Origin of the sequence: uncultured Sphingomonas sp. (genome assembly GCF_937859915.1) — a bacterium.
GTDB lineage: Bacteria > Pseudomonadota > Alphaproteobacteria > Sphingomonadales > Sphingomonadaceae > Solisphingomonas.
Genome location: NZ_CALMAW010000048.1, coordinates 1 through 3976, shown reverse-complemented (window position 1 = coordinate 3976; position 3976 = coordinate 1). Strand labels below are relative to the sequence as shown.

At 66.7% G+C, this 3976-nt stretch carries 4 protein-coding genes and 1 pseudogene; 1 reads left to right on the top strand and 4 read right to left on the bottom strand.

All coding sequences use genetic code 11. From position 1 onward, the window contains the following. A partial coding sequence (locus Q0326_RS06760) for a lysophospholipid acyltransferase family protein (RefSeq protein WP_298688456.1) occupies positions 1-352 on the bottom strand: 352 nt, incomplete at its 3' end. 210 nt (positions 353-562) lie between these two features. Here Q0326_RS06760 and Q0326_RS06755 point away from each other — a divergent pair. Continuing rightward, positions 563-1366 carry an aspartyl/asparaginyl beta-hydroxylase domain-containing protein gene (locus Q0326_RS06755; RefSeq protein ID WP_298688454.1) on the top strand — a complete coding sequence of 268 codons (804 nt, stop codon included), beginning with the start codon at positions 563-565 and terminating at the stop codon, positions 1364-1366. A 4-nt stretch (positions 1367-1370) separates the two neighbouring features. Here the strand turns inward: Q0326_RS06755 and folP are convergent, their stop codons facing one another. The 3 genes and pseudogenes from folP to Q0326_RS06740 form a co-directional block, all read right to left on the bottom strand. After that, positions 1371-2498, bottom strand: a complete 1128-nt coding sequence (folP, locus tag Q0326_RS06750) for a dihydropteroate synthase (RefSeq protein WP_298688452.1) — start codon at positions 2496-2498, stop codon at positions 1371-1373. After that, on the bottom strand, positions 2495-3631 hold the full coding sequence (locus tag Q0326_RS06745; RefSeq protein ID WP_298688450.1) for a site-specific DNA-methyltransferase: 1137 nt from the start codon (positions 3629-3631) through the stop codon (positions 2495-2497). The genes folP and Q0326_RS06745 overlap by 4 nt, the downstream gene beginning before the upstream one ends. A gap of 211 nt (positions 3632-3842) precedes the next feature. Continuing rightward, positions 3843-3976, bottom strand: a pseudogene (locus Q0326_RS06740) (ribonuclease HII); the annotation flags it as partial.

The following is a 3976-nucleotide window of genomic DNA, read 5'->3' as shown; positions in this document are numbered from 1 at the left end:
GCTGACCTTCGGCCAGTGCCGCACGCAGGAGATCCGCCTGCGCCCGCACCTCGGCACGTTGGCTGCGCGACACGTAAACGGTACGGTTGAGTCCGGACAGGAATCCGAAGAGCGGCCATCGCGCGACATCGTCCTTGGCGACGAAGCGCGTGCCGCTGGCCCCGGCGAGGATCAATATGTCCAGCCAGCTCAGATGGTTGGCGACGAGGAGCACATTGTGACGGACGGGCGCCCCGGTAACGCGCACATCGACACCCGCGGCATGGCCGGCACGGCGCAGAAAGACCGTCGGCCAAGGCGAGAACCGGCCGAACAACCGCCAAAGCCCGTGCAGCACCAGATAGACGATCAACAGCAAAGCGATCAGCGTAACGCGCCAGCGGGCGCGCAGCCGCTCGCGATCAAGATGCAACCGAGTGATGGACCAACTCCCCTATTCGTCCGCCCCGGAGCATAGCCGAACCTGCCCCGTGTGCAATCGGCACGCCAATGGCTTGGCGTGATCGCCGCGCCCGTCTACAACCACCGCCGGTCCTCATTCCGTTGCGAGCTTAACCCGAATATGTCGAGCCCGGCCAAGACTTTAACCGATGCCGCGACACCGCTTCCGCCGACCCCGAGCTCGGCGCTGGTGCCGAAGAAGCCGTTGATCATGCGCCTCGGCAAATATCTGCAGCCGCGGATCAACAACATCGTCGCCAAATCGTCGCGGATCGGCAACCATCCCTTCTACCAGCCGACCGATTTTCCTTGGATCGCCGAGTTCGAGGCGCGCTGGCGCGAGATCCAGGCCGAAGCCTCGGTCGTATTGCAGGATCTCAACAAGATCCCCCCGCTCGCCGAAATCTCGCCCGACCATCGGCGGATCGCGCCGGCGGGCAAGTGGCGGTCCTTCTTCCTGTGTGGCTATGGCTATCGGGTCGAGGCCAATTGCGACGCGTGCCCGAAGACCGCGGCGATGATCGCCAAGGTGCCGGGGCTCAACTCCGCGCTGTTCTCGATCCTGGCGCCCGGCACGCACATTCCGCCGCACACCGGCGTCACCAAGGCTTTCCTGACCTGCCATCTCGGTCTCAAGGTCCCGCAGAAGGCCGAGGATTGCGCGATGCACGTCGACGGCCAGCGAGTCACCTGGTCTGAAGGCAAGGCGATCGTGTTCGACGACATGTACCAACATGAGGTGCTCAACGACACCGACGAGATCCGCGTCGTGCTGCTCGTCCAGTTCCGCCGGCCGATGCGCCCGGTCGGCTGGATCCTCGGCAACCTGTTTCTCTGGGGGGTCAAACGGTCACGCTTCGTCCAGCAGGCGCGGCGCGGCGTCGAGCAGTGGAAGATGCAGGATCCGCCCGCCGTCCCGAACTGAGCGATCAGCCCGGGGTCAGCGCCGCATCGCGCAGGCCACGCCAGACGCGCAGCGCCTGTACCGTCTCGAAGACATCGTGCACGCGCAGCAACTGAATGCCCTGTTTGGCGCCCAGCAGCGCGAGTGCGATCGATCCGCCGAGGCGCTGTTCGACGGGCGCCTCATTCGCAAGCGCGCCGATCGTCCGTTTGCGGCTGGCGCCCAGCACGATCGGCAGACCGAGCGCGTGGAACAACGACAGCCCGTTGAGGATCGCCAGATTGTGCCTCAACGACTTGCCGAATCCGATACCAGGATCGATCAGCAGCCGTTCGCGCGCAACGCCGGCGGCCACCACCGCATCGACCCGCGCCTCGAGCCAGTCGTAGACGTCGAGCAGCGCGTCGCGGTAGCGCGGGTCCTGCTGCATCGTCTCGGGCGCCCCCTGGTGATGCATCAGCACGATCGGGTAGGTGGTCGCCACCGCCGCTTCGATCGCCGAAGGGTCGTAGGTCAGCGCGGCGACGTCGTTGATCATATGCGCCCCGGCGCCAAGGCCCGCCGCCATCACCGCGCCTTTTCGCGTGTCGAGCGAGAGCGCAATGCCGGCATGACGCAGCCGCTCGATCGCGGGCACGACACGCGCGATCTCGTCGCCTTCCCATAAAGGCTTCGCCCCGGGCCGCGTCGACTCGCCGCCGATGTCGACGATCGCGGCGCCGGCCTCGCTCATCGCGATCGCGCGGTCCGCCGCGGCGCTCGGATCGCCGGCGAGCCCGCCGCCGTCCGAGAAACTGTCGGGAGTAACGTTCAGGATACCCATGACCTGCGGCTGGTCGAGCCGGACGATGCGCTCGCCGAGCGTCAGCGGCGTGCGGTGCGCTACCAGCCGGGCGAGTTGCCGCTTGGCCGACGTCGACTGCGGTTCGGGCAGGCTGTCGACGAAATCCTCGATCCGCTCGACCGGCACGAGCGCGGTGGCGAAACGCCCGCCAAGCCCAGCCGCGATCGCCTCGACCATCGCGAACCAGACCAAGCCGCCGGCCAGCCGCAGCGTCTGCCCGTCATAGCCGATCGGGCTGTCGACGAAGCCCGTCGGCCGGAGATAGATCTGCGCGGTGCGGCCGGCGCGCGCGATCTCCGCCGCGATCATGCCGCCGGTCGGCTCGCGATATAGGCCTGGCGCAGCGTATCGATCGGCTCGAGCTTGCCGGCGCGTTCGACATGCCAGAAGGTCCAGCCGTTGCACGACGGCGCACCCTGCAGTTCAGCGCCGAGCTTGTGGATTGAGCCGCTGCGGGTCTCGTGCAGCAATGAGCTGTCGGCGCGGACGCTCGCCTGCCAGCGGCGGCGAGAGTCGACGACGGTGGCGCCCGGCAGGATCATCCCCGCCTCGAGCAGCGCGCCAAAGGGCACGCGTGTCGCGGTGCGTTTGGTCGGCATGATCGTCATCGCGCTCTCGTCGAGCGGCAGCGCGGCGGCGATCCGCTCGCGCGCCACGCGAATATATTTGGCTTCGCGCTCGATCCCGATCCAGCGGCGCCCGAGCCGCTTGGCGACCGCCCCCGTCGTCCCGGTCCCGAAGAAGGGATCGAGCACGACGTCGCCCGGCTTGGTTGTCGCGAGCAGCACGCGGTAGAGCAGCGCCTCGGGCTTCTGGGTCGGATGCGCTTTGTCGCCGGCATCGTCCTTGAGCCGTTCGCCACCGCCGCAGATCGGGAAGCTCCAGTCCGAACGCATCTGCAGATCGTCGTTGAGCGCCTTCATCGCCTGATAATTGAAGGTGTAGCGCGCCGTCTCGGACTTGGCCGCCCAGATCAGCGTCTCGTGCGCGTTGGTAAAGCGCGTGCCGCGGAAATTGGGCATCGGATTCGCCTTGCGCCAGACGATATCATTGAGGATCCAGAAGCCCTCGTCCTGGATCGCAGCACCGACGCGGAAGATATTGTGATAGCTGCCGATCACCCAGATCGTGCCATTGTCCTTCAGGATGCGCCGCGCCTGCGCGAGCCACGCCGTGGTGAAACGATCATAGCTCGCATAGCTCTCGAACTTGTCCCAATCGTCGTCGACCGCGTCCACCTGGCTGCCATCGGGACGGAACAGGTCGCCGCCAAGCTGCAAATTGTAGGGCGGATCGGCAAAGATGCAGTCGATCGACTTGTCGGGCAGCGCCGCCATCGCCGCGATGCAGTCCCCGCGGATGATCTGGTCGAGCGGCAAGACGCCGGCCGCGCTCCGCGCCCGGGCGAGGGGCGACGACGCGCCGATGTCGAATTGCTGCATGAAGTCCGTCCCGCGCTGCCGTTTGTGCGCGCAAAGTGAGTCGGCGAAGACTCCCGGTCAAGCGAAAAAGCCCGGATTCCTCGCGAGTCGCGGGTTGTGAAACGTTTCGCGCGCCGACCGGGCACATGATCTAGCGCCTCGCCGAATCGTCAGACTCAATCTGTGGTGGTGTGACCGGTAAGACTCGGCGGGACATCAAATTCGGCAGTCGTCATAGCGCGAGGCAGAGCTGCGCAACCGGACCGAAGCTCCCCCGGTGCAGCGGCGTCACTCCGAGCCGGCCGAGCGCCTCGCGATGCTGGGCGGTGCCATAGCCCTTGTTCTGCCGCCAGCCGTAGCCGGGAT

Coding starts and splice junctions, on each gene's coding strand:
- folP (WP_298688452.1), bottom strand. CDS start 2,498: ATGATCGCGGCGGAGATCGCGCGCGCCGGCCGCACCGCGCAGATCTAT.
- Q0326_RS06745 (WP_298688450.1), bottom strand. CDS start 3,631: ATGCAGCAATTCGACATCGGCGCGTCGTCGCCCCTCGCCCGGGCGCGG.
- Q0326_RS06755 (WP_298688454.1), top strand. CDS start 563: ATGTCGAGCCCGGCCAAGACTTTAACCGATGCCGCGACACCGCTTCCG.